Source organism: Proteus alimentorum (assembly GCF_002607735.1).
GTDB lineage: Bacteria > Pseudomonadota > Gammaproteobacteria > Enterobacterales > Enterobacteriaceae > Proteus > Proteus alimentorum.
Map to the genome: position 1 here is coordinate 1 of NZ_NBVR01000028.1, position 19,726 is coordinate 19,726.

Here is a 19,726-nt window from a genome sequence, read left to right on the forward strand (position 1 = left end):
TAAATCACCTCCCACCGGAGGCATATCGAAAACAGTTGGAAAACTCTAATTTAAAGTGTCTCAATTAATGGGGAGTGGACAATAGTGACAGTGCAGAGCCAGCTTTGGATGGGGAACAAAAAGGATATTGTTTTTATTATAGGCAATGTTCAGGTAAAAAAGAGCGAGATACTTACAGAGAGGCGGCGCGAGATAAACGTTTGAATTTATCTATTCCCAATGATTGTGAAGAGCGAAATTATGGTCAAGAATTGACTACGGCATGGGCAATGATGTTTGAAATATTACCTGAGCCCGCAAAAAATAAGATTATTAAATGGATTAATCAAAAAAATGGCCATCATATTATCGAAAACTTTGCTAACTATTTACGCCAAGGTTATATCTTTGCAAGCCCTGTCATGATAGAAATTTATTGTTGGTATACAGAATTTAATTTATCAACATATACTAAAAATAAGAATAGATCTTTAACTGATGTAAAAGAACGCTACTCTCAATTTACTCAATGGGTTAAAAAAAAATTACCTTATTCTTTAATGTATCGTTATTTTATTTCTGCGATAGAAACATTTGAAATATTGTGTGAAAAAATCGTAGGAAACGCATTGACTGATTTTGAATATAGTTGGCGTGAATTAACCAGTTTGAATAGTCCCGCATGGTACGCTAGTGGTGAAACAACAAATCGTGAACGTCTAATAACTGGATTTAATTCTCCCTTCTATCCTAATGTGTTAGCAGCAACTTCTGTTTTTAAAGAAGGTGTGAATTTACATCTCCAATGTCATCAAGTTCATCATTATGGAATTGCTTGGACTCCTGGCGATAATGAACAGCGTAATGGTCGTATTGATCGTTTATTTGGCAAAATAAATACATTATTACAAGAGAAGGATGATGCTGAAATGATAATAAATTATCCATATCTTGAAGGAACATTTGATGAAGATCAGCTAGCTTCTTTTATTTATCATAAATATAGTGCTGAAGACCAATTAGATAGTTGTGATACGGTATATTTTAATCAAGAGATTGATCCTACAAAAGAGTTCGATGACTGGCAATCAAAACTTCGTCAACCGAATAAAGAGAGTGAAACAGAAGATCCGTACCCTGCATTATTCGAATAATATAATTTTTTAAATAAATAGATTGCTAAAAATATTGCACCTATGTTTATATCTTATATTAGGTGCAATATTTATTATTAATTTTAACCCGTTTTATAGGAGGTTAGGATTTATTTTAAATTAATCATATCTATTTGGTGATAAGTTCAAAATTATCGCCGCTAAAACAGAGTGTGGCATCGCCGCGAATAACTCGGTGATGGGCTATATGGCGCTGGCTATTTAATGAAGCGTGTTGTTTCATCCTATAAGCCTCTAAATGCCATGCAATAAGTTGCTTAGCGAGCTTTTTATTCGCGTGCTGGCTACGTTCTGATTGCACTTTTACACTAATGCCTGTGGCAATATGTGTTGCTCTGACCGCAGATTCTGTTTTGTTAACATGCTGACCACCAGGACCATTTGAGCGCATGGTTTCAAACGTAATTTCTTTGTCATTAATTTCATCAGGCTGTTCAAAACAAGCAACACCAATAAACCAGTTTTTACGTTTATGTCGTGGTCGTAATGTGCTTGCACATTGCCATTGTACAGAGCCTGCCCACTGTTGGGCGATCGCTTGTGCATCAGTACCTTCAAGAGACACTAACGCTGATTTTAAGCCATGACGTGAAGGCTCTTTTTCAAGCACCGTGACGTTCACTTGCTGCTTTGCGGTTGATTTCAAAAAATAATTTAACGCTTTTTCAACCGCTAAACAGCACTCTTCAGGGCCTTGTGCGGAGGTGAATTGTAATAACATTACGCCATCTCTCCACTTGTTTTATAGGTGATCACCGGTTTTAAACGCGCGATAACTTCGATTAATCCAATACTCACCATACTTTCAATCACCGTTTCAATTGATTTATAAGATTGCGGTGCTTCTTCATAGATCAGCTGTTTATTAGCGCAAATAATACGGCTACCTAATGCTGTTCGTGAAAGTTGTAAAGGTGTAAAACGGTGTGATAATCGGCCTTTACACTCTGTACGCATCCATTTTCTGCCTGCACCATGAGGTAATGAATGAAGGCTTAATTCAGACACAATGGGTTTTACAATATAGCTATAATCACCGCGTGATCCCGGAATAACCACCCTATCGTGATGTGCGGGGGTTGCGCCTTTACGATGTAACCAACCTTGTTGACCATGTAATTCACAAGATTCTACAAGATTATGATTTACATCAGAAATAACTTCACCTTGAGTACGAATTTGGCACATCATTCTTTCACCAATAAGGCGACGATTAATCTTTGCATAATCAAGTGCATTATTGTGAGCTTGCAAATATTCATTTGCATCTTTGGTGTTAGCAATGAGTCCTTTGTGACCAAATTGTTCTGTGTGGGCACGTAAGATAGATTGTCCTAAACCTCTTGATCCACTGTGAACTAATAGCAATAACTGTTTTTTATTGATACCACTTGCAGCGAAAAGCGTTTCATTAAGCACTTGGTCAATTTGTTGGAATTCAGCAAAGTGATTCCCCCCACCAATAGAGCCTAAAGAGCCCGCAAAAGGGTGGTTTTGCATTTCAGTTGGTAGATGTGCTTCTAGCCATTCTGGAGGTGCGAAATCACTCATTTCACTCAACTGCTTCTCTGCTTTATCTAAGTTGAGTTTGCTGTTTTTAAATTCAGTTTGAAAGAGTGTCATGCCACAGCCAATATCATTTCCGACTAAGGCAGGGTAAAAACGATTAACAGAAAAAAAGGCTGCACCAATAGGATAACCGCGGCCTGGATGTAGGTCTGGCATACCTGCAACATAAGCCATATCAGGAAGTTGAGCCGTTGTTTCTAGTTGTTGGATTGCTTTGCTTTCAATCCAAGTATTATCCGATGCGATATAACAAACGCTATCAGATAAATAATGAACACACTTGTCCATATACCAATCCATATAATGTAAAGGATAAAAAATAAATTGATTGGCGGACAGCAAAAAGAAGGAAAAAAGGATTACTTCTGAGATTGTCCGCAAAGAGTATTCATATTTGTTGTTGTCATGGGATACCTCCTTGCAGTTAAGTGAAATGGATAAGAAATAATAAATCGCGGGCATAGTAACCACTTTTTTTTGCATTAGCAATCAAAAAGTGGTGTGACTTTCTTTATTTTTTTAATAAAAGAATAAATATAAATTATTTAATTTAAGGTTAACCTTTCTTTATTATTCATTTCAGTTAGCACTCTAATTTTTAATTAATAAATCACTTTCACAGAGCTTTTTCGGCAATAATCTTCATAATCATCTGTTAATTTTCTATCTGTGATAACAACATCAAATTGCGCTAAATCGCCCATATTGCCTGTCGCTGTTTCATCAAAATAGTGGTATTTCGTTAATAAGATTTTACGAATAGATTTATCCATCGCTTTTTTCTTCATGTACAGATCATCAATGTTATAACAGGTAACGCCAAAATCGAGATGAACACCTTCGGCAGAAATAAAGGCTTTTTTAGGATTAATGCTATCAAGATAAGAAGGTTGGGTAGGATTGTAGAATGAATCACTTTTAGGACGATATTCGCCTCCGCAGAGTAATACGGTGGCGTTTCTTTTCTGGCTTAATGCCAAAAATACGCGATGAGAATAACAAATCCCAGTGAAATGCAGGTTATCGGGAATAAGCTCAATCAGTGTGGGAATAAACTGTCCATTATCGAAAAAAAGAACATCGCCATCAGATACCATGCCAGCAGCAAGATTAGGGATATGAAGTTCTTCAGTTTGATCCGGCGTAATAATATCAGAGGATGTTGAGATTAATCCTGAATGGGGCTGGGCTAATGCAACAATGTAGCCGCCTAATAATGACATTGGGAACGGATTTTCAGCGTCAGAGCTGAGATCTCGCCTAATGGTCATTTCAGAAACTTCAAGGATCCTCGCGGCGTCTTTAAGATGTATGCGACCTGAGCGTTTTATACATTCACTGAGGCGGCGCAAACGTTCGTGCTGTTTGGTCTCTATCACCGAAGGATCCTTGTGTTATCGAATAGCGTACTCCAAGAAAATATACGCTAAATAATTAGTAGTTTGATTCAGGTGCATCTGAATCTGTTACGATAGCGACACTTGCGCTAGCGCCGATACGTGTTGCACCTGCTTTGATCATGTTTAATGCTGTTTGGCGATCGCGAACACCACCTGATGCTTTCACACCGACTTCATCACCCACTGTTTTACGCATTAAAGCAACATGATGTTCTGTTGCGCCCATTGTACTGTATCCTGTTGATGTTTTCACAAAATCAACGCGGATCTCACGACACATTTCACAAACTAAACGTACTTCGTCGTCAGTTAATAAGCAAGTTTCTAAAATAACTTTCAGAGTTGTATTACCACAGGCGGCTTTTACTGCTTCAATATCTTGTTTGACAAAGTCTAAACGACCGCTTTTTAACATACCGATATTGATAACCATATCGACTTCTTGTGCACCTTGACGAATAGCTTCAGCCGCTTCAAATGCTTTTGTTGCTGTTAAACCAGCGCCAAATGGGAAGTCGATAACACAACATACTTTTACATCACTTCCTTCAAGGCAAGTTCTTGCTAAAGGGATGTAAGAAGTGTTAATACAAACAGAGAAGAAACCATGTTCAGCCGCTTCAGCACACAATTTCTTGATTTGTGCTTCAGTTGTATCTGCTGCAAGAAGGGTATGATCGATATAATTAGCTAATGGACGCATAGTATATTCCTTAATAAGAAGATTGTTATTTATCACTCATGTTAGTTTGGCAACATATTAGTGCTGTTTTAGCGAGATAACAATCACAAATGATATTTAAATAACATTATACTGTTATACATCTATCAAAATGTCACTATTTTCACATTTATAAATTTCACATAAGAGTAAGAGGCGCTATGGATATCGCAGTGATTGGTTCAAATATGGTGGATTTGATCACCTATATAGATAGGATGCCAAAAGAGGGGGAAACTCTTGAGGCGCCGGCATTTAAGATTGGTTGTGGTGGTAAAGGGGCAAATCAAGCGGTTGCCGCGGCTAAATTAAACTCAAAAGTGATGATGTTAACAAAGGTGGGTGATGATATTTTCGCGGATAATACCATCATGAATTTAGAGTCTTATGGTATTAATACGCGCTATGTTGAAAAAGTGCCCGGTACAACAAGTGGTGTTGCACCTATTTTTGTGACTTCCAAATCATCAAATAGCATTTTAATTGTTAAAGGTGCTAATCAACATTTATCGCCAGAAGATATTGATAGAGCGGCAGATAGCCTGAAAAAATGCAAAATAATCGTACTGCAATTAGAAATTCCCCTTGAAACGGTCTATCACGCTATTGAGTTCGGTAACAAATACCATATTCCTGTGTTATTTAACCCCGCTCCTGCTTCAAAAGCATTAGATCTCGATATTGCCGCTCGTTGTGATTTTTTTGTTCCAAATGAAACAGAACTTGAAATTTTAACTAGCATGCCAATCACCACAATGGATGAAATTCGTGAAGCCGCTTGTTCTTTACTGCAAAAAGGCTTTAAGAATGTCATCGTGACATTAGGTGAAAAAGGCGCATTATGGATGAATGGCGAAATTGAAAAATATATTCCTGCTATTGAAGTTGATGCAATAGATACCAGTGGGGCGGGAGATGCCTTTATTGGTTGTTTCTCACATTATTATGTTCACACCCATAATATTGAGAAAGCGTTAAATAAAGCCGTGATGTTTTCTGGTTTAAGTGTTACAGGCAAAGGCACACAATCTTCTTATCCAAGCATTGAAGAGTTTGGGCAGTTTTTAGCGCAAGCAAAGTAGTACACTTCTGCACTATCACATCTTTGTATTCCACTTGCTTTCTTTATTTAAAGAGCAAGTGGAATTCTTTTAAAATCAATAAATTATTTTATTTTTCATAGTTATTGTTGGATTTCTTATAGAGAAAAAATTTAACTTAATGTGACTGATTTCACAGAATGGTGATAATCATTGTTGAAATGTAATTTCATTAGATGTAATTTTAATTGAAATTTAGTTTCATTAAGGTTGTTGTGATGAAAGAAGATGCATTAAGCGAATGTCTTAAAAATGAAAGCAATCAAGAAACAACACAGTTTTCTGAATTAAGTGCTTTAGAGTTGGTTACGCTTATCAATAGTGCGGATATGACTGTTGCCAATGCAGTTAAAAAAGAATTACCCGCCATCGCTAAAGCGGTAGAAAGAATTACTGAGCGTTTGCAAAAAGGTGGACGTATTTTTTATGTTGGTGCCGGAACAAGTGGTCGATTAGCGGTATTAGACAGTGCGGAATGCCCACCTACTTTTGGTGTGTCTCCGACATTAGTGCAGGCGATCATTGCAGGCGGTCATGATGCAATGCTAAAAGCGGTTGAAAATATTGAAGATAGCCAAGAGGCGGCAATTGAAGAGCTCCAACGTCGTCATGTCAGTGAAAAAGATGTCGTTATTGGCATTGCAGCAAGTGGTCGTACTCCTTTCACGGTCGCGGCTTTGCAATATGGCAAAAAGCTAAAAGCATTGACTGTATCTATCACGACGCGTGGTAAAAGTATGATGAGTGAAATTGCTGACTTATCTATTGCACCAGATGTGGGCGCAGAGGTGTTAACAGGCTCCACAAGAATGAAAAGTGGTACGGCTCAAAAAATGATTTTGGGGATGTTAAGCACGAGCGTAATGACTAAGCTAGGAAAAGTGCATAAAAACCTGATGGTGGATGTGATTGCGAGTAATGAGAAATTGCAACGTCGTGCTGAAGGTATTGTCAGCGAAGTGTGTGGAATATCACATGAAAGAGCCAGAACACTGTTACAAATGGTTAACTATCATCCTAGAAAAGCCATTTTAATGTATGAACTTCACCTTAGTGTGGAGAAAGTTGATCAAATTACACAGCAATACCCTTATCGTTCCCTACAACAGCAACTAGCCCTATTTAACTAATAACAATATGAATAAACACTCTGAACTTTAGCAGGCACACATATGGCTAATAAAATAGAACATCTCGACACGTTAGCAATAGAAATAGAAAAACACGCGGGTGGGTTTCAAAATGTGGCAACTCTAACGCATTGTATGACGCGTATTCGACTGATTTTAAAAGACAGTTCGCTATTTGATGCAGACGCTTTAAAACAAGTCGAAGGCGTTAAAGGTGTTGTATTTAATGGCGAACAGCATCAAGTGATTGTCGGAATGGGAACTGCGGCAAAAGTGTATTCCATTATGAATAAGCGTATGCAAAACAGTTCGGCAAGTAGTGAAGAGGAGCCTGCGTCAACACCAGTGAAAAAAGGCTTCTCAATTCGTCGTATGCTAAATACATTAGCGGCTATTTTTGTTCCGACCATTCCGGCTTTAATTGGTTGCGGTTTGATTATGGGGTTAATTAATATTATCCGTTTAGTCGCACCGAGCCTAGTTGAGCAATTCCCCGAGCTATTTAAATTATTCAAATTAATGGGGAGTACAGTATTTGCTTATCTCTCTATTATGATTGGGATAAATACCGCGAAAGAATTAGGCGCGTCAACGTCGATTGGTGCAGTAATGGCAGGGTTATTAGCCATGCCTGGGCTTGCTGATATCACCTTATTTGGTGAGAAATTACAACCAAACAGTGGTGGGATCTTTGCTGTATTAATGGTGGTCGTATTCTCTTCAAAATTAGAGTTATGGTTTCGTCGTATCGTTAAAGAAAGCCTCGATCTTATCTTAACGCCGTTTGTGACGATTTTAGTCTCTTCTCTTGTGGCGATTATGATATTCCAACCTATCGGCCATTATCTTAATCAGTTATTAGCACAAGGCGTATCATTATCACTTTTAAATCAAGGTGGTGGTGCGGTTGTAACGGGTGCGGCGTTAGGGGGAAGTTTCTTATTTTTACTCTTAACGGGATTGCATCAAGGGCTAATTCCTATTCATACCGAAATTTTAAATACTTTTGGTTTAAATTACCTGTTCCCTATTTTAGCCATGGGTGGAATGGGGCAAGTAGGCTCTTGTTTCTGGGTTTATCTGCGTACTAAAAATCAACGTTTAAAGAAAACATTAATGGGTGCATTGCCTGTCGGTATTTTCGGTGTCGGTGAGCCTTTATTATTTGGTGTTTCCCTTCCATTAGGAAAACCTTTTATTGCAGGATGTATTGGTGGTGCGGCAGGTGGTGCATTAATGGCATATTTCCAAGTTGGGATCATTATTCCATTTGGTACAGCTGGGTTATCATTAATTCCATTAGTCGGTGATGGGCAAATTATTAAGTTCCTGATCGCGGTATTAGGTGCATGGATTGTCGGTTTTATTGCCAGTATGCTAATGGGATTTACCGATCCAGAGAAATAAGTCAGAAATAAAAAGGATAACAGAATGTCGACACTGACCAAAAAGCTTGAAAGTTTGCTAATACAAGGCAAAGGTACAGAACAACGTATTGCTCATTATCTCTTAGAGAATAGTGAGAATATTGCCAGTATGAATGCGGCTGATCTGGCGCTTAAAGCGGGTGTAAGTAGTGCTTCTGTTATCCGTTTCTCTCGTCAAATGGGATATCGAGGTTATCCCGAATTTAAAATTGATTACCTTTCAGAAGAAAAGCAACAAAAAAGCAGTGGCGATATTCTCTATGGTGATCTCGCGAAAACAGACCCGACAGAATTAATTATTTCTAAAACAGGCCATCTGTTTACTAGCGCTATTTTGGATTCGTTAGCGTTGTTAGATCCTAATACCATTGATGTGTTAGCTGAAAAAATGGTATCAGCAAAACGCATTGTATTGTTTGGTATTGGTGCATCTGCCGTAGTGGCGAGCGATATTTTTCATAAATTAATTCGTGTAAATAAAAACACATTATTTAGTCCAGATCTTCATGCTCAATTGGCTTATTCTGCCAATTTATCGGTGGATGATTTGGCTATTGCCGTGACTGCACGAGGTAATACTGCTGATATTAATCGGATGTTGAAATCAGCAAAAAATGAAGGTTGTTTAACTGTGGCATTAACGCGTTTTGGACAAGATGAAGCCACTCGATTATCAGATCATACATTGCCTTATTTTTATGACGAACAACACTCTCAATTAGGGGTGATCACGCCACAAGTTTTACAAATGGTGGCTTTTGATGTGCTGTTTTTTAAATATATGACATTAGCGAGTGAGTCAGCAGAAAAAGCATTATTAAAAGGGCGAGAAGCTGTTATGCAAGGAAATCAATAATGTTACTTATCACCACATTAGCGGTAGGTGCGGCTATTGGTTTAATTATAAGTACGACAGGTGTGGGTGGCGGTGTTATTGTTTTGCCTGTATTGACCTATTTCTTTGGTATGAATGCGTTAATGGCGGTGGCAACAGCCAATTTATTATCTATGTTGATGAAGGTCACTTCGTCTTATATGCATTTTCGCCTTGGAAATATTCCCTTTAAAAGAGCAATGATTGTATTAGGAATAATGCTGCCAAGTACCTTTTTAGCTAGTGTTTTGGTTAATTATTTAGGTTCGTTAGCGCAGTACCAGCAACAAGTCGAATGGGGAATTAATGCGCTTGTTGTCAGTGCTATTGTTTTTTCTCTATTTCTCTTTGTACAGAGAATGTTTTTCTCATTACCTCCCCTTGTGGTTGAAAATACAGCGTTAGCGCCTTTAAATATAAAAGCGTTATTACTTCCTGCGATTGCAGCCGGAGTTGTTTTAGGGGCAACGGGGGTAGGCGGTGGTGTGGTTGTATTACCATTGTTGCTACGTTATGCGAACCTTTCTATTAAGCAAGCTATTGGTACTTCTATATTTACCACAACATTATTATCGGGATCTTCTGCACTGGCCTATATGCAAGATGGGCATACGGATATTCATTTGGCACTTTTGTTATTTTTAGGCTCGCTAATCTCTATTCCGTTGTCTAAGTGGTTGTTGATCAGAATGCCTGACAGGATGTTTCAGTATGCGACGTTGATTTTAATTATTTGTAGTGCTGTGATGATGCTGGCTAAATTATTTTAATGTTAAAAGATATCAGTAATGTTAACACTAAAAAATGGAATAAATAATAACTAAATAAATTCTTATTATTTTAGTCGCTATATTTTATATTATCTTATTAATTTGCTTGAATTAGTTTTTTAATATAAGCCTAATTATCCCTATAGTATATGCGTGTTAATGAAATGTTTTATTTGTTTTTATTTCTACTTGTATATGGTTTTATTCATAAATAGATAATTGAGATGATAATCACATTAATATTAATTCCTATATGTTTCACTGTAACCCTCATTTAATACCTATAAGTGAAGGTACTAATATTATGGAAAATAATAATAGGAAAACACCTCATATTAGACGTATTGCCCACATTATGATGTATAAACAACGTCAGTGCTTCCACTTCTCCGTTTTTAACGGATAAATTCCTCTATACCTTTTCAAAATATAAAGAATATTTCCTAATAGCTTAAGTTATTAGGTGGTGTTTATTTATTTTTAAAAATTAAACATTTTCGACTCTATTATTTATCAAGATAATTAGGAGATAAGATTATTATGTCTATTAATATTAAAGGTAGAAGCTTTTTAAAATTACTCGATTTTTCATCTGCTGAAATTCAATATTTATTAAAGCTTTCTAAACATTTTAAATCATTAAAAATGGCTGGTATTCCTCATCGCTCTTTGGAGGGTAAAAATATTGTTTTATTATTTGAAAAAACCTCAACACGTACACGCTGCGCCTTTGAAGTTGCGGGTTACGATTTAGGAATGGGTGTGACTTATCTTGATCCGGGCTCATCACAAATGGGGAAAAAAGAGTCTATTGAAGATACTGCGCGCGTGTTAGGGCGTTTCTATGATGGTATTGAATATCGAGGTTTTGATCAGTCATTAGTTGAAGAATTGGCGGCGAAATCAGGAGTACCAGTATGGAATGGCCTTACCGATAAATTCCATCCCACTCAGATGTTGGCGGATATGCTAACCGTTGAAGAAAACTTTGGTCATTTAAAAGGGCTCAAGCTGACTTTCTTTGGTGATGCTCGTAATAACGTTGCTAACTCTTTAATGGTGGTTTGTGCCAAATTAGGCTTACATTTTACGGCATGTGGCCCAGCATCTTTAATGCCAGAAGAGCAACTTGTGAAGGAGTGTCGCGCAATTGCGGCTGAAAATGAAGGTTCTATCACATTAACAGAAGATATCGAGAAAGGGGCAAAAGACGCTGATGTTCTCTATACCGATATTTGGGTTTCAATGGGTGAGCCAGATAGTGTTTGGGACGAACGCATTCGCTTACTGAAAGCTTATCAAGTCAATGGTTCTATGATGAAAATGGCAAATCCTCATGCAATTTTCTTACACTGTTTACCTTCATTCCATGACCGCTTAACAATCATTGGCGAAGATATTTATCAAAAATTTGGCTTGAGTGAAATGGAAGTGGCAGACGATGTTTTTGAGTCTCGCCAATCAAAAGTTTTCGATCAAGCTGAAAATCGTATGCACACTATTAAAGCCGTTATGTTCGCGACTTTAAGCTAAAGCAAGGAGTTAACAATGCCTAAGAAGGTATTTATTGCTTTAGGGGGAAATGCATTGGGCAGTACGCCGCTAGAGCAAAAGCAGATAGTACGAAAAACCGCAAAGCCCATTGTGGATTTGGTTGAGAAGGGCTATCAAGTCATTATTGGTCATGGAAATGGTCCACAAGTTGGGATGATCAATTTAGCTATGGATTATGCATCACAACAGAATATCGGCACGCCTTATATGCCATTTGCTGAATGTGGTGCCATGAGCCAAGGTTATATTGGTTATCATCTACAACAGGCTATTAATGACGAATTATGTGCGAGAAATCTGAATAAAAATCATGGTTGTGCAACCATTGTGACTCAAGTTGTTGTTGATAAAAACGATCCGGCTTTTTTATCACCGACAAAACCGATTGGCGCTTTTTATACTCAACAGCAAGCTGAGGCGATTCAAAAAGAGCACGGTTTTCACTTTATGGAAGATGCAGGGCGTGGATATCGCCGAGTGATCCCATCACCTAAACCGTTAGAAATTGTAGAGTCACCAATTATTAAACAATTGGTTGAACGTAATATTGTGGTGATTACTGTGGGTGGCGGTGGTATTCCCGTTATTCGAAAAGGGGATTTATTAGAAGGTATTGATGCTGTTATTGATAAAGATAACTCTAGCTCAAAATTAGCCGTAGAATTAAAAGCAGATATTTTATTAATATTAACAGCCGTTGATAAAGTCGCAATTAATTTTAATAAACCAGATCAAATGAATTTAGATAAATTAACACTCTCTCAAGCTCAGGAATATATTTCTCAAGGGCAATTTGCTAAAGGAAGTATGTTACCTAAAGTTGAGGCTTGCCTTAATTTTTTAAAAGAAAGTGATAAAGGTGTACAAGCGATTATTACTTCTTTAGAGAATGCATTATCTGCTTTAGAAGGAAAAACAGGGACAACAATTATTTCTGATTAATATCATACTTATCATCATTTTAAATTTAATTCTAATAATAGACTCTGCCAGATAGATATTATTTCTACTGGCAGAGTAGCCTCTTATTTAAGTCGAGGACGCTTATGAAACTTAAAAAGTTTGCGTTTCCGACCGCATTTACTATTTTATTTGCAATTACAGTAATTGTGGTTGGCTTAACGTGGATTATTCCGGCAGGCGAATATCAACGATTAAGTTATAACTCAGCGGAGCCATCATTAGTGGTTGCGAAAATAGATGGTTCTCATGAAGTATTACCTGCAACTCAAGCGACATTAAATGATTTAAATGTCTCTATTGAGATTAATAAATTCACAGATGGGACAATTAAAAAACCGATAGCAATACCTGGAACTTATGAACGCGTAGCACAGCAACCTAAAGGGATAATGGATATTACCGAAAGTATGGTGAAAGGGACGATAGAGGGGGCTGATGTTATTGTTTTCATTCTTGTCTTGGGGGGACTGATTGGGGTTGTTAATAAAACCGGTGCATTCAATGCAGGTTTAACAGCTCTGGCGAATCGAACCAAAGGTAAAGAGTTTCTAGTGGTGTTTGGTGTCACAATCATATTATCCATAGGTGGGACAAGCTGTGGGATTGAAGAAGAAGCCGTCGCCTTCTACCCCATATTAGTACCCATATTCTTAATCTTGGGTTATGACGCTATTGTGTGTGTCGGCGCTATTTTCCTTGCCTCTTCAATGGGGGCAGGGTTCTCAACTGTAAATCCTTTCTCCGTTGTTATCGCATCAAATGCTTCAGGGATCAGCTTTATTGAAGGGATCGGCTTTCGTACTATTGGGTTGGTGATTGGTACGATAGGTGTTTTGGTTTATTTATATTGGTATTGCAAGAAGATCAAAAAAGATCCAACTTTCTCTTATAACTATGAAAATGCCGAAAGTTTTAAACAGCGCTTTTTAAGTCATTACGATCCTAATGAGATATTAGAATTTTCGTGGCGTCGTAAGGTGATCCTCTGCTTATTTGTTGCTGCTTTTCCTATTATGGTTTGGGGTGTTATGGAGATGGGCTGGTGGTTTCCACAAATGGCCGCTCTTTTCCTTGCTATCGCCATCATCATAATTTTCCTCTCTGGATTAAAAGAGAAAACAGCCATTGATGGATTTATTCACGGGGCATCTGAGTTAGTCGGCGTTTCATTAATTATTGGTTTAGCGCGAGGGGTTAACCTTGTGATGGAGCAAGGTAAAATTGCTGATACCATTCTTGAGTTTATGTCTCATATGGTTGCAGGAATGCCACCGAGCCTATTCTTATTAGCACAACTCGTCGTCTTTATCTGTTTAGGTTTTATTGTTCCCTCTTCTTCAGGGCTTGCGGTTTTAGCGATGCCAATTATGGCGCCATTAGCTGATGCAGTCGGTGTTCCTCGTTATATGGTGGTTTCAGCATATAACTGGGGACAATATATTATGTTGTTCTTAGCGCCTACCGGACTGGTGTTAGCGACATTACAAATGCTAGATATCTCCTATAACAAATGGCTTAAATTTATCATGCCAATGGTGATATTTATGTTTGTACTTTCGGCAACATTATTATTGGTTCAAGTTGCTTTTTTATAAAATTGAGTCGATGTGTTTACGTTGGGAAACGAACTTTTGGTTATTCTGTAATGTGGAGTTAATCTAGATTTTTATGCTGCAATCAGGGGTGTTTTTTGATTTTCACTAGAAGTGATCTAGCTCTCGTTTTTAGTGGTGATAAAAAATAAACCGAAAATAAAGGTTGTTAATTTGTAGAAGTTATGTTTTTTTAAATACAGATAACACGTAAACACATCATTAAATTAATTGATAGGTAACCCATGATCATCACCAATCTACTACAAAGTCTACGACTAACAGCGCACATCGTGGCTGTGGTTGTCGTGCGTGTGGTGGTCGTCGGCAAAGCGCCGTAACGGGTCCGAATCAACACAGTTTCGAAACCCCGCCGGCGAACTAACCGGGCGGGGTTTTTCTTTTCTACCGCCCATAAAGTCCGGCTTAGAACAAAGGACAGAGAAAAATGGGTGATCAACAAGAAAACGGCACAACAAGTAGAACCTTTACTGGTGCGCAATTAATCGTTTATTTACTGGAACGGCAAGGCATTACGACAGTTGCAGGGATCCCTGGTGGTGCAGCGCTTCCGTTATATGATGCTTTAAGCCAAAGTAAATCTATTCGACATATCTTAACTCGCCATGAACAAGGTGCTGGTTTTATCGCTCAAGGTATTGCCCGTGCAAATGGTAAACCTGCTGTTTGTATCGCTTCAAGTGGACCGGGTGCAACAAACTTGGTGACAGCGATTGCCGATGCTAAATTAGATTCCATTCCTTTGGTGTGTATTACTGGTCAGGTGTCTTCAGCGATGATTGGCACCGATGCTTTCCAAGAGGTTGATACTTATGGCATGTCTATTCCTATCACGAAACATAATTATTTAGTACGTGATATTGCTGATTTACCCGAAATCATTTGTGATGCATTTCGTTTAGCGATGTCAGGAAGACCTGGCCCTGTTTGGGTTGACGTACCAAAAGATATTCAGCAAGCCACTATTACATTAGACGCGTTACCGCCTATTCCACAAAAAGATCCTGTTCCCGCCTTTAATACTGATTTAGTGATACAAGCGGCACAAATGATCAACCAAGCTAAAAATCCGGTTTTATATTTAGGTGGGGGGATCATTAGCGCTGAAGCCTGTAAAGAAGCGATTGAATTAGCAGAGAAAAATAATCTACCCACAACAATGACCTTAATGGGATTAGGATTAATGCCACCTTCACATCCTTTGTATTTGGGAATGCTGGGGATGCATGCGACTCGTAGTACCAATTTTATTTTAGAAGAAGCAGATCTGTTGATTGTATTAGGTGCGCGCTTTGACGATCGTGCAATTGGCAAAGCAGAGAAGTTTTGTCCTAATGCTAAAATTATTCATGTGGATATCGATCGCGCTGAAATTAGCAAGATCAAACGCCCTGATATCGCGATCCACGCTGATGCAAAATCAGTGTTATCACTGTTATTGCCATTGATTAATACAAACAAACGTAATGAATGGATAGAGCGTGTTACAACACTGAAACAAGAATATCCATTGGAGATGAAAAACGCTGAAAATATGCTGAGTGGCTACGGTATTGTATTGGCAGCCGCAAACTGTGTTGATGATGATGCCATTATTACGACGGATGTAGGACAACATCAGATGTGGGTAGCACAAGCGTATCCGTTAAATCGACCTCGACAATGGTTAACTTCAGGTGGATTAGGCACGATGGGCTTTGGTTTACCCGCAGCGATTGGTGCCGCATTAGCAGAGCCGCATAAGAAAATCCTCTGCTTCTCGGGGGATGGCAGCATTATGATGAATATTCAAGAATTTGCTACGGCGGCTGAGCACCAATTAGATATCAAAATTATTTTGATAAATAATCAGGCATTGGGGTTAGTTCACCAACAACAAACGCTGTTTTTTGAAGAGCGTATTTATGCTGCTGCTTACCCTTATCAAACAGATTTTATTCGTATTGCACAAGGCTTTGGTTTAGATACCTGTGATTTAAATCAGGAAGCGGATCCTGCAAGTGCCTTAAAAGCAGCAATTGAAAAACCAGGTCCATGTTTAATTCATGTCATGATTGATATTCATGAAAAAGTATTTCCAATGGTACCGCCAGGGGCGGCAAATATTGAGATGATAGGAGCTTAATTTATGTCACAACAATCACAACCTATCGCACTGGAATTAATTGTTCGTAACCATCCCGGTGTTATGACCCACATTTGTGGGCTATTTGCTCGCCGTGCATTTAACGTCGATGGTATTTTGTGTTTACCGATGAAAAATAGCGATAAAAGCCGTATTTGGCTATTAGTGCAAAAAGATGATCGCCTAATGCAGATGGTGAGTCAGGTCGAAAAGCTTGAAGACGTAAAAGAAGTGAGATTTAGCGACGATTTACGTGTTTTTGAACAAATGGAAAGTTATTTAAATTAATTAATACAAATTGACTCTCTCTTTAAGAATTAAGAGAGAGTCAATCTAGCGCTTAAGGGCGATGATGGTAATGCTGTTGATTTGGGCTAGACATAATCACAGACGCACGTAAATGTCCTTCCACACAAATATAAGAGTGGGGCGCATTACCATGAAAAGCGTAAAAATCACCTGTTTCTAATAAAACCGTTTCATCATTATCAAAACGCATCATTAATTTACCAGAATAGACCATGATGTGTTCTTGAGTACCATCAGCGTGAGCTGGGCTATTAATAATTGCGCCATGCTTCATTTCGATATGCCAAATTTCAGTAATATTGCCGATGCCAATTCGAAATTTAAACTCTTGGGCATAATCACCAACGATAGGTTTATGTCGTTCTAAACGAGGGTACTCCTCACGAGTAAAACTAAATAAATCGCCCAAAGGAAAGCCAAGCGCTATTGCGATAGCCTCTAAGGTATCGATTCTAGGATTAGAATCACCCGATTCTAATTTTGACAATGCAGCCTTGGATATTCCCGATTTTCTTGATAACTCATTAAGTGACAAGTTTCGAGACTGTCTTAATTGTTTGACTTTATTACCAAGGTATTCATTCGTTTTTTTAGGAGGTTGTGGGTTCATTGCCAATTCAAAATATCGTTAGTTTAAAAGTGTTATTCCGATTAGATAATAACACTAATTAACCGTATTCGGAAAAATGAGATCCTGTTTCTGCTGTATTTTGTGAATAGCCTTACGGTAGCTGTTCGATTTTTAATAATTACGCTAATATCTTTCCTTAAATGATAATTATTCAAGGTTTATTATGATGGACTTGCTCAGTTGGTCTGATCTTTTTATTTGCCTGCTTACCTTATTCTTTGCTTATGTTGTTTTCGGTATGGCTGGGTTTGGCTCTGCGTTAATTGCAGGCCCTGTATTAGCACTTTATTTACCTCTTTCAATGATAGTGCCTTTATTGGCATTAATCGATTTAAGTGCCGCCATCGTGAATGTTTTAAGAGATGGAAAACAGGCTGATTTTAAAGAGATCCGCTATCTTATTCCGCTTATCATTATTGGTAGTCTTGTCGGTGCGACGATTTTATTAACTACACGACCTGATTTGCTTTCTCTTCTTTTAGGTCTCTTTGCCGCTGGTTATGCAATTTATGCCCTATTTTGGAAAAAACAAGAAAGCCAATTTTCTCAACGCTTGGTTTACCCTTTTGGGTTAATTGGTGGTGTGTTTAGTGCATTGTTTGGCAGTGGTGGTTTTTTATATGCGATCTATTTATCAGGTAGAATTGCAGATAAAAACAAGTTTCGCATTACACAAACGACATTGATTGGCTTTAGCACACTAACACGAGTGGTGATTTTCTTATTCGCTGGTATTTATTGGCAATTGGATATTCTTAAGTTAGCCGCTATTTTCTTGCCGGCTATGTTTGCTGGTGTATGGTTAGGGCGCAATTTAACATTACGGATGTCAAAAGCTCGATTTATGAGTGTGATTTATACCATTGTACTGGCATCAGGTACTGTGCTTATCTATCGTTATTTTTCTTAAGCGTTGTAGGATAAATAACGATGAAGTGAGAATATTGCGAAAGGCAAAGATCTTCGTCAGTCAAACGGAGATCTTTCTCTGGTTAATGTTACTTTTTAAGCATGTTTATCTATTTCTTATCCCCTATAATACAACAATATTTTATTTAACCACCTTCCTTTTATTACTGAGGTTTCTGTTATTCGCAGAAACAAAATAACATGTCACATCAAAATTATCGCCAATCTGAAGTTTTTGCGATAACAACTATCACGGTAAGTATTGGCGTTATCGGGATTGTTATCGGATTAACTATTCCTATGGTGGCACTGCGCCTTAATTTAGTGGGTATTAGTGAATCTATCATTGGGCTTATTTCCGCTGCACCTGCTATTGGAATGTTAATTATTTCGCCCTTTGCTCGGCGTATTGTGCAATGGATTGGTAAACGCTTTGCCATGCTATTAGCCACTATTGTTTCTGCAATAAGTTTACTACCCTTAATGGGAAGTTTACCTCTAGAGTTGCTATTTCCTTTACGATTAATTACGGGTATTGCCAGTGGTGTGATGATTTGTTTAGGAGAAACGTGGATTAATGAGCTTTCACCCGATAATAAACGTGGGCGAATTTTAGCGGTATATACTACGGTATTTACTATTAGCCAGTTATTAGGGCCTTCAATTATTGCGCTTTATGGGGTTGCAGATAAGACACCTATTTTAATTAGTGTCTTTATTCATATTATCTCTATTGTCCTGTTTTTAATGATGGATCAGAAAACAGGAGATAAACTACCGAAAGATACGCAAGAGCCTAATTTTTCTATTATCCGCTTTGTTAAAGTTGCCCCCGCAATCTGTGGTGGTATTGTTTTCTTTGCTTTTTTTGATGGTGCCGTGCTTTCTATGTTCCCTATTTATGGCCTAAGTATGGGACACACTGAAGCGATTGCCGCAATGATGATAAGCGCTATTTTAGCGGGTGATGCCATTATGCAAATGCCATTTGGCTGGCTTGCTGATCATATGAACAGAACGCGGTTATATCGAATTTGTGGTGTAGTGACTTTACTTGCAAGCTTATTATTACCGCTCACGATGTCTCACGCATTTTTGATTTGGCCTTTATTGCTGGTACTGGGGGCAACAGCCGGTGCGATATACACTATTGCATTGGTACAAATAGGGCAATATTTCTCAGGCAATGATTTGATGGTCGCTAATGCATCAGCTGCGATGTTATGGGGAATGGGTAATTTAGCAGGGCCTTTGTTGGCTGGCGCGATGTCAGAAATTTCTTCATCTTCACTGCCATTCTTATTGGTTGCTATGACAGGTTTATTCTTAGTTTCAACAATGGAACGTTGGAACCTAGGCGTTGAAGCACTCAATAGTAGATCTTCTTAATATTATCATGTCGTGTAACCTAAATTTAATAAAAACAATTAATTAAGTTATTTTTCTACTATGAGATAAACATGATATAGGATGATTA

The 19,726-nt window shown here is 38.1% G+C and carries 19 protein-coding genes; 14 read left to right on the forward strand and 5 right to left on the reverse strand.

All coding sequences use genetic code 11. From position 1 onward, the window contains the following. Positions 1-74: 74 nt before the first annotated feature. Entirely contained in the window at positions 75-1,133 is a 1,059-nt protein-coding gene (locus B6258_RS10240) for a helicase C-terminal domain-containing protein (protein WP_099075175.1), read from the forward strand. A 130-nt stretch (positions 1,134-1,263) separates the two neighbouring features. On the opposite strand, the gene prfH is transcribed toward B6258_RS10240, so the two are convergent. From prfH to deoC, 4 genes are all read right to left on the reverse strand, one after another. Next, entirely contained in the window at positions 1,264-1,875 is a 612-nt protein-coding gene (prfH, locus tag B6258_RS10245) for a peptide chain release factor H (RefSeq protein WP_099075176.1), read from the reverse strand. Then, a complete protein-coding gene (locus B6258_RS10250; RefSeq protein ID WP_099075177.1) occupies positions 1,875-3,011 on the reverse strand; it encodes an RNA ligase RtcB family protein in 1,137 nt (378 codons plus the stop codon). The genes prfH and B6258_RS10250 overlap by 1 nt, the downstream gene beginning before the upstream one ends. Positions 3,012-3,325: 314 nt before the next feature. Continuing rightward, positions 3,326-4,102, reverse strand: a complete 777-nt coding sequence (locus B6258_RS10255) for a DeoR family transcriptional regulator (protein ID WP_099075178.1) — start codon at positions 4,100-4,102, stop codon at positions 3,326-3,328. Between the two features lie 55 nt (positions 4,103-4,157). Then, on the reverse strand, positions 4,158-4,826 hold the full coding sequence (gene deoC / locus B6258_RS10260) for a deoxyribose-phosphate aldolase (RefSeq protein WP_099075179.1): 669 nt from the start codon (positions 4,824-4,826) through the stop codon (positions 4,158-4,160). 179 nt (positions 4,827-5,005) lie between these two features. On the opposite strand from deoC, the gene rbsK reads away from it, so the two are divergent. The 11 genes from rbsK to ilvN all read left to right on the forward strand — a co-directional run bounded on the left by rbsK (position 5,006) and on the right by ilvN (position 16,688). After that, on the forward strand, positions 5,006-5,926 hold the full coding sequence (gene rbsK / locus B6258_RS10265) for a ribokinase (RefSeq protein WP_099075180.1): 921 nt from the start codon (positions 5,006-5,008) through the stop codon (positions 5,924-5,926). Between the two features lie 236 nt (positions 5,927-6,162). Continuing rightward, the gene (gene murQ / locus B6258_RS10270; protein WP_099075181.1) at positions 6,163-7,074 is read left to right on the forward strand and encodes an N-acetylmuramic acid 6-phosphate etherase; all 912 of its coding nucleotides are present in this window, start codon (positions 6,163-6,165) and stop codon (positions 7,072-7,074) included. A gap of 42 nt (positions 7,075-7,116) precedes the next feature. Continuing rightward, positions 7,117-8,481: a PTS transporter subunit EIIC gene (locus B6258_RS10275; RefSeq protein WP_099075182.1), complete on the forward strand. Its 1,365-nt coding sequence runs from the start codon at positions 7,117-7,119 to the stop codon at positions 8,479-8,481. Positions 8,482-8,505: 24 nt separating this feature from the next. Then, entirely contained in the window at positions 8,506-9,357 is an 852-nt protein-coding gene (locus B6258_RS10280; RefSeq protein ID WP_099075183.1) for a MurR/RpiR family transcriptional regulator, read from the forward strand. Further along, complete coding sequence (locus B6258_RS10285; RefSeq protein WP_099075184.1) at positions 9,357-10,145, forward strand: sulfite exporter TauE/SafE family protein; 789 nt, start codon at positions 9,357-9,359, stop codon at positions 10,143-10,145. Before B6258_RS10280 ends, B6258_RS10285 begins: the two co-directional genes overlap by 1 nt. A 304-nt stretch (positions 10,146-10,449) precedes the next feature. Beyond that, on the forward strand, positions 10,450-10,551 hold the full coding sequence (gene speFL, locus B6258_RS18555; RefSeq protein ID WP_109372621.1) for a leader peptide SpeFL: 102 nt from the start codon (positions 10,450-10,452) through the stop codon (positions 10,549-10,551). Positions 10,552-10,685: 134 nt separating this feature from the next. Next, positions 10,686-11,678, forward strand: a complete 993-nt coding sequence (gene argF, locus B6258_RS10290; RefSeq protein ID WP_099075185.1) for an ornithine carbamoyltransferase — start codon at positions 10,686-10,688, stop codon at positions 11,676-11,678. Between the two features lie 15 nt (positions 11,679-11,693). Then, positions 11,694-12,641, forward strand: a complete 948-nt coding sequence (arcC, locus tag B6258_RS10295) for a carbamate kinase (protein ID WP_099075186.1) — start codon at positions 11,694-11,696, stop codon at positions 12,639-12,641. A 104-nt stretch (positions 12,642-12,745) separates the two neighbouring features. Continuing rightward, positions 12,746-14,257, forward strand: coding sequence for a YfcC family protein (locus tag B6258_RS10300; RefSeq protein WP_099075187.1), 1,512 nt, complete (start codon positions 12,746-12,748; stop codon positions 14,255-14,257). A 445-nt stretch (positions 14,258-14,702) separates the two neighbouring features. Next, positions 14,703-16,400, forward strand: a complete 1,698-nt coding sequence (ilvB, locus tag B6258_RS10310) for an acetolactate synthase large subunit (protein WP_099075189.1) — start codon at positions 14,703-14,705, stop codon at positions 16,398-16,400. Positions 16,401-16,403: 3 nt separating this feature from the next. After that, positions 16,404-16,688, forward strand: a complete 285-nt coding sequence (gene ilvN, locus B6258_RS10315; RefSeq protein WP_069368073.1) for an acetolactate synthase small subunit — start codon at positions 16,404-16,406, stop codon at positions 16,686-16,688. 52 nt (positions 16,689-16,740) lie between these two features. On the opposite strand, the gene B6258_RS10320 is transcribed toward ilvN, so the two are convergent. Further along, on the reverse strand, positions 16,741-17,319 hold the full coding sequence (locus B6258_RS10320; protein WP_069368071.1) for a helix-turn-helix domain-containing protein: 579 nt from the start codon (positions 17,317-17,319) through the stop codon (positions 16,741-16,743). Positions 17,320-17,503: 184 nt separating this feature from the next. Between B6258_RS10320 and B6258_RS10325 the strand changes: the two genes are divergently transcribed. Both B6258_RS10325 and B6258_RS10330 read left to right on the forward strand, forming a co-directional pair. Then, positions 17,504-18,250, forward strand: a complete 747-nt coding sequence (locus B6258_RS10325; protein ID WP_099075190.1) for a sulfite exporter TauE/SafE family protein — start codon at positions 17,504-17,506, stop codon at positions 18,248-18,250. 200 nt (positions 18,251-18,450) lie between these two features. Continuing rightward, a complete protein-coding gene (locus B6258_RS10330; protein ID WP_099075191.1) occupies positions 18,451-19,638 on the forward strand; it encodes an MFS transporter in 1,188 nt (395 codons plus the stop codon). The last annotated feature ends 88 nt before the right edge of the window (positions 19,639-19,726 follow it).